Annotated in this window: 14 protein-coding genes; 9 read left to right on the top strand and 5 right to left on the bottom strand. The window is 60.0% G+C overall.

The genetic code is table 11. The features are described from left to right. Positions 1-36 precede the first annotated feature (36 nt). The 9 genes from VB780_RS05770 to VB780_RS05730 all read left to right on the top strand — a co-directional run bounded on the left by VB780_RS05770 (position 37) and on the right by VB780_RS05730 (position 10,949). On the top strand, positions 37-708 hold the full coding sequence (locus tag VB780_RS05770) for an SH3 domain-containing protein (protein ID WP_323350190.1): 672 nt from the start codon (positions 37-39) through the stop codon (positions 706-708). Between the two features lie 110 nt (positions 709-818). Beyond that, positions 819-1,445, top strand: coding sequence for a hypothetical protein (locus VB780_RS05765; RefSeq protein WP_323350189.1), 627 nt, complete (start codon positions 819-821; stop codon positions 1,443-1,445). A 113-nt stretch (positions 1,446-1,558) separates the two neighbouring features. Beyond that, complete coding sequence (locus VB780_RS05760) at positions 1,559-2,197, top strand: hypothetical protein (RefSeq protein ID WP_323350188.1); 639 nt, start codon at positions 1,559-1,561, stop codon at positions 2,195-2,197. Between the two features lie 82 nt (positions 2,198-2,279). Further along, positions 2,280-2,741: a hypothetical protein gene (locus VB780_RS05755; protein ID WP_323350187.1), complete on the top strand. Its 462-nt coding sequence runs from the start codon at positions 2,280-2,282 to the stop codon at positions 2,739-2,741. Positions 2,742-2,792: 51 nt separating this feature from the next. Further along, a complete protein-coding gene (locus VB780_RS05750) occupies positions 2,793-4,571 on the top strand; it encodes a mechanosensitive ion channel family protein (protein ID WP_323350186.1) in 1,779 nt (592 codons plus the stop codon). Between the two features lie 197 nt (positions 4,572-4,768). Next, positions 4,769-6,289 carry an alpha/beta fold hydrolase gene (locus VB780_RS05745; protein ID WP_323350185.1) on the top strand — a complete coding sequence of 507 codons (1,521 nt, stop codon included), beginning with the start codon at positions 4,769-4,771 and terminating at the stop codon, positions 6,287-6,289. Positions 6,290-6,324: 35 nt separating this feature from the next. Further along, positions 6,325-8,094 (top strand): amidase family protein, encoded by a 1,770-nt coding sequence (locus tag VB780_RS05740; protein WP_323350184.1) that lies wholly within the window; start codon positions 6,325-6,327, stop codon positions 8,092-8,094. A 109-nt stretch (positions 8,095-8,203) separates the two neighbouring features. Next, positions 8,204-10,177 (top strand): alpha/beta hydrolase, encoded by a 1,974-nt coding sequence (locus VB780_RS05735; RefSeq protein WP_323350183.1) that lies wholly within the window; start codon positions 8,204-8,206, stop codon positions 10,175-10,177. A 97-nt stretch (positions 10,178-10,274) separates the two neighbouring features. Next, the gene (locus VB780_RS05730; RefSeq protein ID WP_323350182.1) at positions 10,275-10,949 is read left to right on the top strand and encodes an NUDIX hydrolase; all 675 of its coding nucleotides are present in this window, start codon (positions 10,275-10,277) and stop codon (positions 10,947-10,949) included. A gap of 71 nt (positions 10,950-11,020) precedes the next feature. Here the strand turns inward: VB780_RS05730 and VB780_RS05725 are convergent, their stop codons facing one another. The 5 genes from VB780_RS05725 to VB780_RS05705 all read right to left on the bottom strand — a co-directional run bounded on the left by VB780_RS05725 (position 11,021) and on the right by VB780_RS05705 (position 17,268). Continuing rightward, on the bottom strand, positions 11,021-11,626 hold the full coding sequence (locus VB780_RS05725) for a 4Fe-4S single cluster domain-containing protein (protein WP_323350181.1): 606 nt from the start codon (positions 11,624-11,626) through the stop codon (positions 11,021-11,023). A gap of 83 nt (positions 11,627-11,709) precedes the next feature. Then, on the bottom strand, positions 11,710-12,816 hold the full coding sequence (locus VB780_RS05720; protein WP_323350180.1) for a nitronate monooxygenase family protein: 1,107 nt from the start codon (positions 12,814-12,816) through the stop codon (positions 11,710-11,712). A gap of 75 nt (positions 12,817-12,891) precedes the next feature. Next, positions 12,892-14,862, bottom strand: a complete 1,971-nt coding sequence (bchE, locus tag VB780_RS05715; RefSeq protein WP_323350179.1) for a magnesium-protoporphyrin IX monomethyl ester anaerobic oxidative cyclase — start codon at positions 14,860-14,862, stop codon at positions 12,892-12,894. A gap of 75 nt (positions 14,863-14,937) precedes the next feature. After that, the gene (gene hemN, locus VB780_RS05710) at positions 14,938-16,335 is read right to left on the bottom strand and encodes an oxygen-independent coproporphyrinogen III oxidase (protein WP_323350178.1); all 1,398 of its coding nucleotides are present in this window, start codon (positions 16,333-16,335) and stop codon (positions 14,938-14,940) included. A gap of 183 nt (positions 16,336-16,518) precedes the next feature. Further along, positions 16,519-17,268 (bottom strand): heme oxygenase (biliverdin-producing), encoded by a 750-nt coding sequence (locus VB780_RS05705; RefSeq protein ID WP_323350177.1) that lies wholly within the window; start codon positions 17,266-17,268, stop codon positions 16,519-16,521. Positions 17,269-17,392: the final 124 nt, after the last annotated feature.

Here is a 17,392-nt window from a genome sequence, read left to right as displayed (position 1 = left end):
CATCTCGTTCAAGTCATATCTATATCTATTGCGACCATGAGAATTCAAACTGTTTTGCTGTCTGCTGTGACTTCGTTTGCTGCCCTGGGCATGGGCTTGGCGGCCAAGGCCGACACGGTGCCCGCCCACTGCGATCTGTACGCACCGCGCGAAGACTACCCCTCCCTGTCGAGCGCCTGCACCTTTTCGCAACGACAGGGCTACATCACCATAAGCCTGCAATCCAACGGGGTGCGCTACGAGTTGTCCCCGGTGGCCAATGCTTCTTCAGGCAACTTTACCGACCAGCACGGTCATAGGGTCTACCGCCAGAGCGGCCTGGGCAGTGTGGGCACCATCTTTGAGTTTGTCGATGGCTCTCAACTCTGGGTCTATTGGGATGAGAGCACCTTTAGCACCAGCTCTGCCACCCAAGGCATTGGCACCGACCCCGCCACCCAAGGCATAGGTGGCAGTAGTGCTCGCATCGGCACGCTGGTGGCCCACACTCGCGGCTCGCAGATCAACCTGCGCAGCCAGCCCACGGTGCGATCGCGCCCTCTAGGCTACGGGCTGGCGGGCGATCGGGTCCGAATTTATCTGTGCCAACCAGACACCGATACCCCCGGTAGCGACCTGAACTGGTGCAATGTGCAATTTGTGGAATCGGGTGCTAACGGCTGGATTCGCAGCGACTTCATCATCTTCCCCAGCGACGGTGCTCTGTAGGCGACCGAACCGCCTCGACTGTCTGTAGGGTGGGCACTGCCCACCGTTAATACATTGGCCTGCCTCCTCCTACCCCCTATTTCCCCATTCATTCCTTGGTGAGATTAATCATGAAACCTCAAGCTATTTTTCTGGCGACAGCCTTGCTCGTCGCAACCGGGATTGGCCTGCCTGTCGCCGCCGCACCCATCCCCGCCGTTCCCCTGTTGCTGGCCCAGTCGAAAACGCCCCAGCGCACTTACATGACCCCCCAGCGCGACCCCAACCAAATCGCCGTAGACATTACTGACGCCGAATTTCGCGTCTACGGCATCATGCAGCGCAGCTACGGCAACTTCTATATCTTGAATACCAACGGTGTGCAAATCACCTACGACCGCGACACGGGCAGAGTGATGGTGCTCAATTCTGTCACCGGCACCGAGTTCTACAACTACATCTTCACCGAAGCCTCTCGTGCCCCCGCACCGACAAGTTTCAGCTCTAGCTCTAACGCCCCAGAATCGACGACGATAACGCCCATTGGCAACGGTCAACTTTCGGCCTACATCACCGATGGCGAGTTTTCCTTTAGCGGGGCGCTGACCCGTACCTCGGGCAATACCTACGTGGGCGAAGACGGTCGCGTGCGGGTGATGTATGACCAAAGTGCCAGTCGCATTGTGATTATCAACGTGGTCACGGGCACCGAGTTTTACAACTACGTCTACAGCACGGCCAACGAGGGGGCGCTGTAGGAGAGGATCCCCCCTGCCTCCTTAAAAAGGGGGGTTATCGAGAGAAACGTTTACCGCTAGCACCTGGGGAGATCAATCTCAATCAGCAGCGGTGCCCACTTTTAGAAATAACAATGAAAAAACAACTTTTTTCGCTAGTTTCAGGGGCTGCGATCGCCACCCTTATCGCCCTTGCCCCCGCCAAAGCCGACACCACCACCGCCCGCTGCAATGTATATCCGCGCGGCGAAGACACCGCTACCTCTAGCGACACCTGCACCTTTTCGCAGCGCCAGGGCTATGTCACTATTCGCCTGAAGGACGGCACCACCTACGAATTGACCCCTTCCTCCACCCAGGCAGCGACTTTCACCGACCAAAACGGTCGCCCTGGAACGATCGAAGATGATTTGGGCACCGCCGGCCTGATTTATCGTCTGGCCGATGTGTCGATCTACGTCTACTGGGATGCCAGTACGGTTTCTAGCGAGCCGCGTCGGGGTGGGGGGAATGTGCCCTGTTCCGCGGGTCAACCCTCCTACAATTTCATGTGCCGTGCGGCGGCCCTTTATGGCGACCCCGGCAACTCAACGCTAACCCTAGTGGGGCCAACGGGAAATGTGCTCCATCTCTATTACTACGGCCAAACACTCTACTCCGTTGACCCCAGCGATCAGGTGCTGGTGCAGATGGTAGACGGGCAATACCTGGTTTCGGTGAATGATGCGGAGTTCTTTAAGCTCGACGCCACCATCGTTACTGGGGTGGATTAACCGGTGCGGTGCTAGTCGGTCGAGGGGCCTCAGTATTGCCCCGTAACCGGTGTCATGAACGGTTCTCTAGAAAGTGACCCCTATGAAAAATCGATGCTTTAGCGGCCTGGCCGCGATCGCCCTGCTGAGCCTAACCGCCTGCCAAAGCCAGCCCTCCCAGCCTGAGGTAACCCCTGAGGGTGCTGCCAACCCGCCGACGGAGCCCGCCGCTGACCTACCCCCAGGTCTAAGCCTGAGCGTTGATGGCCAAGCGCTGGTGATGGAGAGTGGCAGCACCTTAGAGGCCTATTGCAGCGGCGGCGGTGGGGTACTCGCGATTTCCCCCGCAGCCCAGGCGGGAGACAGCCAAGTTTTGGGCTGTGTGCAGAGTGTTGACCAGTTTGATGCCACCGCAACCGACGTGGTTGCCCCGGTCATCACCGAAGGGGCCTTACAACTGCAAGACATGGAATATGTCAGCGTTAGCTGCCAGGCTGACCACGCCGGTCTAGCCCCTGTACTCCCCGACAAGACAGACGGGCACATGAGCCTGGAGTGCATTTAAAGGCACCTCCACCTGTCGCTACCAGCAGCCGTTCAACCTATACCGACTTGAATGCCGACGCCGTTAAAACGACTGCTCACGTTTGCCCTGTCCTTTGCTCTCGCCCTGGGCCTGAGTCTGGCGGTAGGCCAACCCAGCCAGGCCCAGTTTTCGCTGCCCGATGGCTTTGGTGGCAAGGGGCCAGTGGGGCCACCGCAGGCTGTGACTCGCTACGGGAATATAGAGGCGATCGCCGTCGAATCGCCCCTCAGCGCCACCACGCTGTTCACCATTGCCTCGCCCACGGTGTATGACCGATCGCCGGATGCCGTGGGCGATCGCCAGACCGTCGAACAGCGGGCCGAAGAGATTCAGTCCAAACTGCTGCTGCTGCTGAAGCGCCCCATGAACGCTGAGAGCCTGGTGTTTGAGGTGTCGCAGCTCAACAACGTTGCTGTGATTGATGTCCGGGATGACCAGTTTCCCCGGCCCCTGGTGCTGCTGTCGGTGACGGCGTTTGATGCCGATTTTAACGGCCAGCCCATCGACGTATTGGCGAACCAGTGGCGCGACACGCTAGAAGACGAACTCCGCAACGGTCTGGCCAAACTGCCCGACGACCAGCGCCGGGTGAACCACATTCTGCTGGGGCTGCTGTTGCTGACTGCTGGGCTCGTGGCGCTCAAGTACGGGCTGTGGAAACGGCAAACCCAGCTGCGGCGGCAGAAGAAAGCGCTGCGAGCGGTGGCGATCGCTGAGGCGGCGGATGGGGCGACCGATTCCCCGCATGAGGCCATCATCCAGGCACGGACTGCCTTTTTGCAGCGGCTCCCCCAGGTCTTTACCCTCGAGCGCCAGCTGGCGGTCCTGGACTTTCTCCAGTGGCTCCTGTTTTGGCTGATGATTTTGGCCTGGTATAGCGGGTTTGTTTGGGTCGTCGTCGTTTCACCCTACCTGATTCGCAATCGGTTTAAGTTTTTGAATGTGCTGCTGGCCCTGCTGCTGCTCTGGTTTTTTACCGGGCTGGCTATTCGCATCAGCCGCCGCCTGATCGACATCGTCATCCATCGCTGGAAACCCTTCGATCGCGTGGATTTTCTCGACTTTGGCGATGCCCAGCGCCGTGAGCTACGCAGCTCGACCATTGCTGGGGCGGTCAAGGGGTTGGTGACGATCGCGATCGCCCTCTTCGGCCTGCTCTCGGCCCTCAATGCCCTGGGGCTACCTACGGCGTCGGTGGTGGCGATCGGCAGTTTGGCGGGTCTGGCGATTACCTTTGGCTCCCAAAACCTGATCAAAGACTTGGTGAATGGCTTCTTTATTTTGGCCGAAGACCAGTATGCGATCGGCGATGTGATCGACCTGGGCTCGGCCACCGGGCTGGTGGAAAACCTCACCATGCGAGTGACCCAACTGCGCAGCGCCAGCGGCGAACTGGTGACGGTGCCCAACAGCAGCATTACCCAGGTCAAAAACCTCACCCGCAACTGGTCGCGAGTCAATTTCACCATTGATGTGGCCTACCACACCGACCCCGACAACGCTCTGGGGGTGCTGAACGAGGTGGCCCAAACCCTCTACAGCGACCCCGCCTGGCACGACAAAATTTTGGCCGAGCCCACGGTGCTGGGCATCGACCATGTCTCCCACATTGGCCTGACCATCACCGTCTGGATTCAGACCGAGCCGGGGCAGCAAATGGCCGTGGGGCGAGAGTTTCGCCTGCGGGTGCGGAAGGCGCTAGAGGCCAACGGCATCGAGATTGGTATTCCCCAAACCTATGCGCTGGAGGTACCCGCCGCCCACCCCAATGAATTGCCCAAGCACTCAGCCAATCAGGAGGTGAGGTAATGCTACGAGCCTAATCTCAGCCCGCCCGCCAAGACACTGGCCGAACCGAAATACCAGCAGCTAACCCACAGATCCCAGGGTTCTTCGGTCTGTTAACCCCAAGCATTGGCCTACCCACCAGAAGAACCCTGGGATCTCGACCCACTGGGCCTATGCTCGCCTAATTTGCTTTTTCTATCCATCTAGGCAATACCCCTATGACTCACTTCTTCACTCGTTTTATCGGATTCACCGCCCTGGGCGTTACCGTCGTCACGGCTATGCCAGCGATCGCCACTCCCCCCGCCAGCCCTGCCTGGGAATCTACCGACTGTTCTACCTTTGGTCTGAACGCGCTGCAAAGCGCTATGTCTGACTGTGGCTATGTCACCGTGCCAGAACGCCACAGCCAGCCCGACGGGCCGACCATTCAGGTGGCAGTAGTCAGAACCCGCAGCCTGGGCAAGACCCCTGCCCCAGACCCCTTGTTTATGGAAAATGGTGGCCCCGGTAGCACCACCATTGACACCTTTGCGGTCGGCGTGTTGCCCAACTGGCCGGTGTTGCCCGCCTTGCTGCAAGAGCGCGATCTCGTGTTTGTCGATCAGCGCGGCACTGGGCATTCACGCCCCTTCTTTGGCTGCCCTGAGAACACTGAGCACAATATAGCGGTGGCCCGCGACGAAATCGCCCCCACCGATACCCAGTGGATGGTGGCCTGCCGCGATCGCAGCCTGGCCGCAGGCATTAACCCCAACGCCTTCAACACCATCGAAAATGCCGCCGATATGTATGCGGTGGCCACAGCCCTGGGCTACGACCAGTTTAATTACTACGGGGTATCCTATGGCACGCTGCTGGGGCAGTACGTGCTAGAGCAGGCGGAGGAACACACCGCCCAGCTCCGCAGTGCGATCATCGACGGGGTGGTGACGACGAATATCGACTTTAACCTGGCCGCCACCTACACCTTGAGCGGGGCACTGCGCAACCTGTTTGCCGCCTGCGCCGCCGATGCCCAGTGTAATCAGACCTACCCCAACCTGGAAACTGTCTTTTTGGACCTGCTAGATCGTCTAGAGCAAACCCCCGTGCCGCTGACGCTCAAAATCCCCGACACCGAGGAAACCCTCGAAACTACGCTAGATCGGGACGAATTTCTGCTGTTTTTTGAACCCTATATGGCCAACAGTGGTAATGCCTCAGCCCTGCCCCAGAACATTTACCAGGCGGCTGAGGGGGATTTTAGCTGGGCCGTATCCGAACTCTCGAAGAGGCTCAAGGATACTGATTCTGCCACAGGCATGTATCACGCGGTGCTCTGTTCGCGGGTCGATTCCATAGCAGTAGATCCGTCTACCGTGTTTCCTGCCCCCTACGAGCAGCTAATCGCAATCGGGGAGAATGAGAGTGCTTCCTATCAGCGCTTCTGCGACCTGCTTCAGGTTGAGCGAGAGCCAGTCTTCGCCTACGACAACACCGAGATTCCCGTCCTAGTTCTCAATGGCGGCTACGACCCGGTCACGCCCCAACTCTACGGCGACGCCGTCGCCCGCAATTTCCAGAATGCCCATGTCTACACCTTCCCCGGTGTGGGGCACGGCTCGATGCTGGCACCAGAGGGTACCCCAGCCGCGACCTGTGTGGAAGCGATCGCCCTCGATTTCCTGGCCGATCCCAATCAGACGCCCGAGAGTAGCTGCCTGGCCGACGTCGAACCCAGGTTTAAGTACGAGTAGACCGGTCAGCTTATCCTTTCCTACATTCAGCCCCCATGAAATTCCTTCGTCGCATCTTACCGCTGGCCCTGGCGGCGATCGCCCTCACCCTGGCCACCCACATCCACGCCATCGCGCCGCCCCCCGCAGGCCCCGCTCGCGCCTACCCCACTGAGTTTCCGCTGTCAGAACCCGACTACACCAGCAAGCGCCTGCGCGACTTCAGCCCCTTTGAGCCAGCGCTGGCGAATTTCTCAGCTGAACGGCGCAGCGCCCTGGATGCCCTGGTGCTGGAAGCGACGATACCCCAATTGCAGCAGCACATGGCCAGCGGCGACCTCACCGCCGAGGAACTGGTGGTTTACTACCTCGATCGCATTCAGCGCTACGACGTCAACCAGCTCAACTCAGTGATGGAGCTGAATCCAGAGGCGCTAAACATTGCCTTTAGCCTGGATGCCGAACGGGCCGGGGGGAATCTGTGGGGGCCGCTGCACGGCATCCCGGTGCTGGTTAAAGACAACATCGCCACGGGCGACCGGATGCACACCACCGCCGGAGCCTATGCCCTGAAAGATTGGCGGGGCGATCGCGATGCCCAGTTGGTCAAAAACCTGCGGAACTCAGGAGCCGTCATTCTCGGTAAGGCCAACCTGTCGGAATGGGCTAACTACGTTGACCCCGCCATGCCCAGCGGCTTTAGCGCATTGGGCGGGCAAACCCGCCACCCTTACGGCCCCTTTGACCCCCTCGGCTCTAGCTCTGGCTCGGCGGTGTCCGTCGCGGCCAACCTTACCGCCGTCAGCGTCGGCAGCGAAACCGAGGGCTCCATCGTCAGGCCAGCGGCCACCAATAACATCGTGGGGCTGAAACCCACCCACGGCCTGGTCAGCGGCGACTATGTCATTCCCCTGGTGGACTGGATGGATGTGCCGGGGCCAATGGGCCGCACCGTGACCGATGTGGCCACCCTGCTCAGCGCCCTCACCCACACCGACGAAGGATCGGAGGAGAATCCCGACCCCCAGGTGGCAGAGTTGCAGAGCGAAGACTTTACCCGGTTTTTGGATCTAGATCGAGCCAAGCAGCGGCGGGTGGGCGTGGCGGTAATTTCGGAACGTGCGATCGCAAATCTAGAAGCTCTCCTCGCCAACCCGCCCGAAGACCTGCCAGCGGAGGCGCGGGCGACCTTGCCGAATGTCATCAGCCTACTGAAAGCCAATAATCAAGCGGCCAAAGCGGCGATCGCCGCCCTCACCCAGCAGGGCATTGCCGTCGTCGAGCTAGATAGCGAAACCGTTCCCCCAGCACCGGATGCCAACGCCGCCCTGCCCCCCGGCTTCAAAGCCTCCCTCAATGCTTTTTTGAGTACCCTGCCCAACCCACCCGTTGTCGCCCTGGTCGATGTGGTCTCCTTTAACTACGCCGACCCCGCCAACCGTATTCCCTACGGGCAAGACCACCTCAGCACCGCCCAGCGCAGCGATAGCCCCTCGGCGGCCTACACCACCCTGCGCGAAACCCACCAAACCACCGCCCGCACCGCCCTCGACCAGCTCTTTGCTGATGCGGGCATTGATGTACTGATCGCCAGCACCCAAGCTTACGCCGCCGCTGGCTACCCCGCTCTCACCGTGCCCATCGATTTTGCAGAAACGGGCGAACCCCTGGGCACTTACCTGATCGGCAAAGCGCTGGGTGAACCCGATCTGCTGGCGGTGGGCTATGCGATCGAGCAAGCCACCCAAGCCCGCCAGCCCCCCGATCTGGACAAGACCCTAGCCACCTTCACTAACCTCCACCACGCCGTACCCGGCCCCCAATAACCCTTTCCCACTTCCAAAAACTTAAAACTCCCCACCATCCCTATCTCCTCCACCCTTCCCCACCCTCCCCATCTCCCCCATCCTCCCTACCCCATCACCCCATAAACCCATGCACCGCACCCTCTCCCTACCCCTCCTCACCCTCGCCGCTGCCCTCGCTGCTCAGATCCCCGCGCTGGCCCAGGCTCCCCGCCACCCGCTCACCGTCATCTCCTGCCCCACGGTGCTGCCCCCCAACGAAATCGAAGGCGAAACCATCACCTGCGGCATCTTCACCGTGCCCGAAAACTACGCTGAGCCCAACGGTCGCCAGATCGACCTCACCTATGCCGTGTTGCACAGCCGCAGCCTCTCCCCCGCCCCCGACCCGATCATGGATCTGCGCGGTGGGCCGGGGGGCAGCACCCTAGCGTCGAGTGCGTTGGAAATGCGGGCGAGAATCTACGAACCCCAGCGCCAAACCCGCGACATCATTGTGCTCGACCAGCGGGGCACCCAATTCTCCAATCGGCTGGGCTGTGCCCCGGCGGTTTTGGCCACCACCAAGGTGCTTTTAGACCCCAATAGCTCGTACGCGGGCACGCTCGATCCGCTGCGCGAGCAAATGCGATCGCGCTTTCCCGACGCCATTGACGACGTACTGGACCTCTATTCCGCCTTCGATCTCTGTGCCCGCATTTTAGAAAACCACGGCAACGACCTCAGCAACTACAACACCCCCAACAGCGCCCAGGATGTGGTGAACCTGACCACCGCCCTGGGCTACGGCCCGATCAACCTCTACGGCATTTCCTACGGCACCTATCTGGCCCAGCGGATTATGGCCAACCACCCCGACCGGGTACGCAGCACGGTGCTCGACTCTACCGTGCCCGTGCAGGCCAACAAGTATGAGGCGATTGTCCGCGACCTGGAGGTCAGCTTCCTCAACCTGGTGGAAGATTGCGAGGCCGATGCCACCTGCGGGGCCGCCTACCCCAACCTGACGGAACGCACCGTCGCCCTGCTCAACCAGCTCGATCAAGCTCCCCTACCCCTGGCCGAACCAATCACCCCCCTGAGGCCACTAACCACCCCCATCGAGCGTGTCTCCGCCGCCGAGTTTGCCACGCTGATCACACTGATGAACAACTACCCCGGCCAGATGGCCCCCTACGTGCCGCTGATTGTCCAAGAGCTGGAGCAGGGTATCACCACCACCTTTGCCGGGGTGATTACCGGGGCGCTGTTCAGCAGCGAAGCCAGCCCACCAACCTTTGAAGCTTCGCCAGAGGCATACCGCCTGGAGGCGCGAGATTTTGAGGCCAAGGCAGAGGATATTCTGCGGGCCAGGGCAGCGGCCGCCGAAACCAGCCGCCCCGCCAGCCGCTGGGTACAGCAGATCCAGGCTGTTGCCGACACCCTGCCCGAATCGGAGGGGGTGCTGCTGTTGGTCAACCTCCTGGGTGTGGGCTACACCGAGACGCCCCGCAACCGGGAGACCCTGCTCGCCTTTGTGGCAGAAGAATTTGAGGACGACACCGCCGCCAGCCTCACTGCCGCCGTCCAGGCCATGTCTGACGTTGAGGTGCGCCACGTGTACGATGTGGTATCGGCTCTCACCGACTCCTTCTCTGGGGTCGATGCCGACATCACCACAGGCATGTTTCGCAGTTTAGACTGCCGCGAACTGGTGCCCTTTAGCGACCCGGCCCAAACCCAAACCAACTATGAAACCATGCTGATGCCCCAGCTCGGCACGGGGCGAGTGGTGGCCGCCCAGCAAGCCTACAACCTCTGTTCCTTCTGGCCCGTAGAGGCGGCCCCGGCTAGTGAACACGCCCCCATCAACAGCAATATCCCTACCCTGGTGCTGCAAGGCCGCTACGACGTGCAAACCAACACCGAAATGGGCATCGGCGTGATGGAAGGGCTGCGCAACGGCACTTTTGTGGAGTTTCCCAGCACGGGCCACGGGGCGATCGTCGCCTCCCAGTGTGCTAAGGATATCGGCGTGGCCTTTGTGAATGATCCCGATCGCGCCCCCGATACGAGCTGCACCTCTGAGTTGTTTCCCGAGTTTGTGCTGCCACCTGCTGAGTAGATCAGCCGAGGGTGGCGATCGCTGCCCCACCCCTCCAGCGCCGGAGGAGACATATCGCGGGTAATACTGGCAAAGGCAGCACCTCAATTTACATAGCTTGCCTAACACCCAGGGCAGCTACCGTGCGCCAATTCTGACCCCATGCGCCGCTAGCCGCACCGCCGATATCGACGCTCAACCCAAACCCATGACTACCCTACCGCCTGACGCCCAACCCCCTTGGCAGGTACAAGACCGCTTTCTAGAAATTCACTCTCGCTGGATGACGCTGATTGGCGAGTACTGGCAAGATTCCCAAGGGCAACGGCTAGAATACTGGCGCATTGAGAAAGCCGATTCTGTCATCGTGTTGCCCATTCAACGAGATCGCCTGGGCCAATCTCATATTGTGTTGCCCCCCGCCAGCTTTCGGCCTGGGGTAGGGCAGGTGACGCTAGATTTTCCGGGGGGACGACGCTTGGCAGGGCAAACGCCAGAGGAGGCTGCGATCGCGATCCTTCACCGAGAGCTGGGTCTAGAGGCAACTGCGATCGCCCAGCTCACGCCCCTCAACCCGGATGGGTGGGCCATCAACAGCTCTTTCTCAAACCAAAAGCTCTACGGGTTCGTCGCTCACCTTGAGGGAGACCTATCGCCGCCGCTGGGATTGACGGCAATCACTTACCCTGCGACTGCAACTGGTGTGGGCCAATTGCTTGACGAGCTGACTTGCTTGCAGTGTCGGGCTGTTCTTTTAGAGTGGCGCACTGGCGTAGAGAACGGCTGCCCTTAGGGATGGCCGGTCAATGGGCTAGCCTGCATTGGCCCTGAATCCTCTGCTCAGCTCGGTGTACCTGGAGGGTTCTAGTTATCTATGGGCTGAGATCCGTCGCGATCGCCCAGCCCCAATTGCCCGTGGTACCCCGTTACCAAGCGGCTGCCGTCTTTGAAAATGTGTACCTCAACCTGGTCGCTGGCCCAGTTAATCCGGTCTTGCAGCGCCGGGTTAAACACCCGCACCCGCTGGTTGCGCGACGATACCGGCGAGGTTGGGTCGTGGATGGCGAGGGATTCCACAAAGGGGCCATCCACCAGTATGTCGAGCTGGTCGAGCAACTTTTGAGCCCCGGGCGGTGCATTAGGCCCTTGTAATTCCCCTAGGGTGAATCCCGAAAACGACATGGTGTTGAGCCCAGCCGCCTTCACCCGGTAAGCGACTATCGCCAGGGCCGGGGCCTGCCAAAAGGGTTCTCCCCCAGAAAAGGTGACCCCCTCATTGGCGGGGTCGGCCAAAATCTGCTCTACCACCTCATCTACCGACATAATTTGGTTGGGTTCAAAGGGCCAAGAGGCTGGGTTAAAACAACCCGGACATTCCCGTAGGCAGCCCTGCACCCAGACCACGGCCCGCTTGCCAGGCCCGTTGACCTCTGAACGATTGACGTAGCCCATGAGGTTGAGAATAGCCATTGCCAAGAGCCTTCCGCTAGAACATTCACCAGCCCACCCATAGGGCAGACACACAGGTCTACCCCTACCTACCCATCCACGCTTTACCCCGTCACACCCACCAACTCTGCCATTACCTCTGCCACCGGCTGAATGTGGCTACTCCCCCCCACGCTGTTGCCCGCAAACACCAAGCCGTTCTCTACGTCGCCCCGACAGGCGCGATCGAGGGCGCGCAGAATGCAGTAGGTCTCGCGGCGATCGCGAAACTTGCACACCTGTAGGCAGTTGGCAAAGCACTGATCCTTGGCACCGGGAATTTCGCCCCTATTGACCCGATCCACAAAGGCGTTGCGCAGGGCGCGACCGGGCAGACCCACGGGGCTGGGCACCAGCACAATATCGGCGGGATCGGCCTTGAGGTGAAATTCTTTATAGCGGCGGTCGGCGTCGCACTCTTCGGTGGGGATGAATCGGGTGCCGATTTGGACGCCGCTGGCTCCCAGCGATAGGGCGTGGAGCAGAGAGGGGCGATCGCACACGCCCCCCGCCGCAATCACCGGAATGGGCTGCTCAAAACTCTCCGCCAGATAGCTCACCAGGGCTGGAATCACGGCCTCGGGGCCAATCGCAGGATCGCCCAAGTCCTCGGCCTTAGCCCCCAGATGGCCCCCCGCCGCTTGAGGATTTTCGACCACAAAGGCATCGGGCAGACGGTTATGTTGACGCTGCCATTTTTTACAGATCACCTGGGCCGCCCGCAGGCTAGAGATGATCGGCACCAGGGCCACCTCAGGATGATTGGCGGTGAGGGCAGGTAGGGTCAAGGGCAACCCTGCGCCAGAAAAAATCAGGTTGACGCCATTCTCTATAGCGGTCTGCACCAGGGTTTCATAGTCTCGCGCCGCCACCATAATGTTGACCCCGAGAATGCCCGCTGGACTCAGGGCACGGGCCTTTTGTAGCTCGTCAATCAGCGCCAGGCGGTTGGCTTCAAAAAAACGAGTCTGGCGAATTTTAGGATTCTTCTCCTCAATATCGAAATAGGGAGAATGCATCCCCAGGCCGACGGCAGAGACCACGCCGATGCCGCCAGCATTGGCGACCGCCGCCGCCAGGCCAGCGCCGGAAACGCGAATGCCCATGCCGCCCTGGATGATGGGGTAAGGCGCGGTGTGCGATCCGATACGAAGGGAGGGAAGGGTGTTCATAGGTCAGTGGATAAAGTGATGTCAGGATGGAGACGTTGGGGCTAGCGCTTAGATGCTTCACGGGATGGCGTCGCTCTAGGGGGTAGTCGCTACGGCAGGCATCGGGGTGTTGGGGTAGTGATCCCGAATCTGTTCTGCCAGGGTGATCATGGGGCTTTGCCGGGGGCAGTGGGCTACCCCTAGCCCGTCAAGAACGGCGGGGTTATCGGTAAGCACCACCAGCTTGATCGGCTGGCAGGGTTTCTGGGCCTGTACCCGCCCGATAAAGTCAGCGATCGCCATATCGGGCAGCGGCGCCGTCACCACCACCACATCCACCCCGATCGAGTCGAGCAAGACCAGGCCAGTTTCGCCGTTAGTGGCTTCGCTGGCGACCTCCAGGCCGGGCTGCGATCGCAACCCCTGGCGCAGGGCCAGACGACTGTGTTCGTCGCCATCCACAATCACCACCTGAATGTCGGTTTCCGCCGGTTCCTCGGTAAAGGTAGGGAGCGTACTGGGGCCACCACAGGCAGCGACTTCGGTAAACTCCACATCCGCCAGCTTGGCGGCCTTGATCTGGGCCATCGCCTCCGCCGAGAGAATGCGGGCGTCGTCAAAGCCGAAGTCGATCTCGGCGTGCATGCCCTTGCGCTTCACCCGGCTGAGGTTGTAGAACCGCTTGTTCCAGGTGGTTTGCACAAAGGCCCAGAGGCAGCCCAGCAGGTAGCGGCGCTTAAAGGCGTCGCGCTCCCACCAGTACTCCCAAAACTTCCAGCCATAGAAGCGGGCGTAGTTGCGCAGCACCCCTTGCAGCACCTCCTCCCGCGTCATGTTGTCCGGTTTAATAATCGGCGTCACAAAGTTGTAGTGGGAGTAGTCGCGAATCTCCACCTTGTCTTCGAGATCCTGAAACAGCTCGGCAAAGGGCCAGGGGGTGTACATGTTCCAGTTGGCCATATCGGCCCCCCAGTCGCGGGCCATACGGTAGGTCTCTTCGATGGTTTCAGGGGTTTCGTTGGGCAGCCCCATGATAAACTGCACCTCCGCCAAAATGCCGTTGTCGCGCAGCAGCTTGACGGCCCGCTTGTTGTCGGCAATGGTGGTCTCTTTGCGAAACACGTTTAGGTTGAGCTGGGCTGCCGCCTCGGTGCCGAGGGAAACATGCACCAGGCCCGCTTTGCGGTAGAGGGGTAGCTCAGCCTCGTCGCGCAGAATGTCGGTGACGCGGGTGTTAATGCCCCAGTGGACGGGCAGGTTGCGCTCCACCAGTTCTTCGCACAGGGCCACAAACCGGGCCTTGCTGATGGTCGGTTCTTCGTCCGCCAGAATGAAAAAGCCCACGTTGTGGTCGTTCACCAGGCGTTCGATTTCATCGACAAACAGCTTGGGTTTGCGGGCGCGGTACTTGCGCCAAAACTTCCACTGGCAGCAGAAGCGGCAGCGAAAGGGGCAGCCCCGAGCAAAGTTGGGCACCGCCACCCGCACGTTTAGCGGTGTATAGATATAGGTGCCCCAGTCCAGCAGGGTCCAGTCGGGGCTGAGGGTGTTGAGATCGCGAATGGGGGGGTGGGCCGGTGTCGCTACCACCTGGCCCACGTCATTGCGGTAGGCCAGCCCAAGGATGGACTCGCGATCGCGGTGGTCTCGCCCCTCGGCGATCGCCCGCAGCAGGTTGACGCTGATCTCCTCCCCCTCCCCCCGAATGATGTAGTCCACCCAGGGTGCTTCCCCCAGCACCTCCCGATACATAAAGGTCGGGTGCACGCCCCCCATGATCGTCACCGCCTCGGGGCAGACCGCCTTGGCAATCCGCAGGGTGGTCTGGGACTTGTAAATCATCGGGGTAATGGCGGTGGCCATGACCACATCCGGCTGGTACTCGGCGATCATCGCCGCCAGGGGCTCGTCGTCGATGTAGTGGGTCATGGCGTCGATAAAGCGAACCTCGTTAAAGCCGGCCGCTTTTAGGGCACCGCCCACGTAGGGCACCCAGCTCGGCGGCCAGTTGCCCGCAATTTCTGCACCGCCCGCGTGGTAGTTGGGCTGAATCATCAGGATGCGCATGGAGATCTCCTAGTGGGGGAGAGGGGTGGATGGGTAGGGGCGAACGATTGTTCGCCCATGCGGGGTTGTTTGCCCTTACACCGACTGGGAAAACTGGCGAATGGTGCGGTTTCTCAAGTAGGGATCAAACACGGCGGCGATGTTGCGGATCAGCAGCCGTCCGGCGGGCAGCACCTCAATGTGGTTGGGCGTCAGATGCACCAGCCCATCGGCTTCGAGCACTTTGAGATCTTGACGTTCGCGGGCGAAGTAGTCGTCAAAGTCTTGGTCAAAGTTGAGGTGATACTTTTCTTCAATGGCTGACTTCGACAGCTCGAACTGGCACATCAGCTCCATAATCACCGCCCGCCGCAGAATGTCGTCCTGGCTTAGCACTACCCCCCGCTCCAGGGGAAGTTCGTTAACATCCATTGCTTTATAGAAGTCGCGCAGCCCTTTATGGTTTTGGGCGTAAACATCGTGGAGCATGCTAATCGAGGTCATGCCAAAGCCCAGAAGGTCGGACTCGGGCAGGGTGGTGTAGCCCTGGAAGTTGCGGTGCAGCTGGCCCTGAGATTGCGCGATCGCCAGCTCATCCCCCGCCTTGGCAAAGTGATCCATGCCAATGAACTGGTAGTCTGCCGCCGTCAGGCGATCGATGGTCATGTGAAAGATTTCGAGCTTTTCGGCGGGGCCGGGTAGAGTACCAGGGTCGATGTGTTTTTTCTGCACGGGTTTGAGCCAGGGCACGTAGGCAAAGTTGAAAACAGCAATGCGATCGGGGTCGAGGCGCAGGGTTTTCTCGATGGTGTCGCGAAAAGTGGCCAGGGTTTGGTAGGGCAGCCCGTAGATCAGATCCACGTTCACGCTCTCAAAGCCCGCCTCCCGCAGCCAGCCCATGGCATCAAACAGCATCGCCTCGGGCTGCATGCGATTCACCGCCGCCTGCACCTTGAGGTTGAAGTCTTGTAGACCAAAGCTCACCCGCTTAAAACCCAGGTCTTTGAGAAAGTGCACGTACTCGCGATCCAAGTCGCGAGGATTCACCTCAATCGAAATTTCCGCCTCGGGCTCAAACTCAAAGTGCTCATGCAGGACGTTCCACAGCCGTTCTACCTGGGCCTTTGTGAGGTAGCTGGGGGTGCCGCCACCCCAGTGCAGCTGGTTGACCCGACGGTGCTTAACCCGCTGGGCCACCTGGGCAATATTGCGCTCCAGATAGTCCAGGTAAGGATCAGCCACCTTTTTGTGGCGAGTGATCACCGTGTTGCAGCCGCAGAAGTAGCAGGCCGACTCGCAAAAGGGAATGTGGCAGTAGAGCGACAGGGGCGTCTGCTTGTAGTTGCCGACGGCGATCGCCGCCTCAAAATCCCTCGGATTAAAGCCTTCAGTCATCTCCGTCGCCGGAGGATAGCTGGTATAGCGAGGCAGCGGCTGGTTGTACTTATGCAGCAGCGCCGGGTCAAACACAACGGTCTTGGCAAGGGAGAGCATAGTAATTAGGGATATGCAAAAAGGATTTGTAGGGTGGGCACTGCCCACCAGAATCAGTTGCTGGAATGCTTTAGGGTTAGGCAAAGCTAGCGAGATCAAGCGTTTCTTCAGAAACCGGGTTTCTTTAGCGATTAGTCAAAGTTAGTCGCCTATCTGTCCAAAAACCCGGTTTCTCTCTTCTGGTTACTCCGTCGCCACCAGGGCGACCATGCCGTGGTGGGGGTGCGGCTCGGTGCTGCCGGGGCGATCCTGCCGGGTAATCAAGTCAAACACGTGATCGCCCACCGCCGATCGCACATCCGGCTCCAGCTCGTGGAACACATCGCGATTCAGGGCAAAAGCCAGGTTCGCCTCATCCACTAGCTGCTGAATTAGCGCCTCATCCACCGGCAGCGCATTCAGCGCTTCACGGTACTTGAGCTTAAAGTCGCGCTTCGCCTCGACCGTGGGCAGAGCATCGAACTCGTGGAGTCCGGTACCTTTATCCGGCGGCAGATTCAACGCCGATCGCACAATGTGCCGCAGCCCCTGGCCCCCCGAGAGATCGCCCATGTAGCGCACGTAGGCGTGGGCCACCAGCAGCGCCGGGTTGGTGGCCGAAACTTCAAGAATGCGGTTGACATAGCGCTGGCCCGCTGGGGTAGCGCTGATTTCGTGCTGCCAGCGATCGCCGTAGTAGTAGGCCAAATCGCCCTCTAGGGCCTCGGTGCGCAGCAGTTCGGTAAACACCATCGGCCCCACCACGGGATGGGTTTGATGGCTAGCCATCTCAGTTTCTAACGTGCTGTAAAGAAAATAGAGGTCGGCGGTGAGCTTGCGAAAGGGCTCTAGCTCGACCACACCCTTCAAAAAGCACTTCATAAACGCCGTGTTTTCAGACAGGGTATGGGAGATTTGGGTACCTTCGCGCAGCCGTTGAGCTAGGTCAGTCATAGGAATTTACCTGGGTGAGCGGTTAAAAATCTTTTCATCACTATACAGCTATGAAGCGGATAGTCAACCTTTCTGCTTTAAGTTTTGTGTCTTTCGAGTGTCGCCTACTTCTCCCTTTCAGCAA

It is taken from the genome of Leptolyngbya sp. CCNP1308 (assembly GCF_034932455.1).
Taxonomy (GTDB): domain Bacteria; phylum Cyanobacteriota; class Cyanobacteriia; order Phormidesmidales; family Phormidesmidaceae; genus Nodosilinea.
Note: the sequence above shows the minus strand (reverse complement) of the source record. Positions and strands in the feature narration are given on the sequence as shown.